Raw genomic sequence first — 935 nt, forward strand, 5'->3', positions numbered from 1 at the left:
CTCGCAGATGTGGATAAGAGGCAGGTAAGCGCCGGCGCCAACCTCTTCTCCCCTCGGGGAGAAGGTGGCCGCGAAGCGGCCGGATGAGGGGGAGTCGCGCTCGTTATTTCTGGTTCCACCGCCGGATGACCGGCTCCGTCAGGTCGTGCTCGTAGCCGAGGATGCTGAGGCTCGCGGTGTCGAGCACGAAATGCTCGCCGCCTTCGGGCGGCAGGCCGACCCAGCGCGCCGCGAGAACACGCAGGAAATGCGAGCTGGAGAAGATGAGCACATTGCCGGCAATCGCACGCAGCCCGGCGATGATCGCGTCGGCGCGGGCGCCGACATCGGCCGCCGTCTCGCCGTCAGGACAGCCGTCGCGGAACAATTGCCAGCCGGGGCGCTTCGACAGGATTTCCTTGGTCGTCACGCCCTCGTAAGCGCCATAATCCCATTCCTGCAGGTCCGGCTTCTTGACCGCGCCCTCACCGAAGCCGGCCAGGCGGCAGGTGTCGAAGGCGCGCTGCGACGGGCTCGACCAGACCGCCTGGAAGGTCAGGCCCTTGAGCCGCTCGGCCACACCGCGCGCAGCCTCATCGCCTTTTGCCGTCAAAGGGATGTCGGTGCGGCCGGTATGCCTGCCCGAGAGGCTCCATTCGGTCTCGCCATGACGGACAAGATAGATCTCGGGATACGCGCTGCTCATTGACCGCCCTCGGCTGACTATTTCGCCGGGAATCCGGCTCGCGCACCGTATGCGGCGGCCGGCAAAAAGAACAGGCCGCGGCTGAGCCGCGGCCTGCACAGGCTTGGGAGGGATGCCTAACTTGCCTGTCACTCGGCCGGCAGCAGGCCGCCGGACAGCGCGAGATCCGCCTCTTCCGGCAACTGGCCGGCCATGGCGGCGGCGAATTGCTTCTGGTCGAGCTCGCCTTCCCAGCGCGCCACGACGATGG

At 67.3% G+C, this 935-nt stretch carries 1 protein-coding gene; it reads right to left on the minus strand.

Going from position 1 to position 935, the window contains the following annotated elements; all coding sequences use genetic code 11:
• Positions 1–103: 103 nt before the first annotated feature.
• Positions 104–685, minus strand: a complete 582-nt coding sequence (locus tag EOA27_RS38135; RefSeq protein WP_126079313.1) for a histidine phosphatase family protein — start codon at positions 683–685, stop codon at positions 104–106.
• Between the last annotated feature and the right edge of the window lie 250 nt (positions 686–935).

It is taken from the genome of Mesorhizobium sp. M2A.F.Ca.ET.037.01.1.1 (assembly GCF_003998075.1).
In the GTDB taxonomy this organism is placed as follows: Bacteria; Pseudomonadota; Alphaproteobacteria; order Rhizobiales; family Rhizobiaceae; genus Mesorhizobium.

What these genes read in the sequence shown, in the direction of transcription:
- EOA27_RS38135 (WP_126079313.1), bottom strand. Translation starts at nt 685, where the DNA reads ATGAGCAGCGCGTATCCCGAGATCTATCTTGTCCGTCATGGCGAGACC.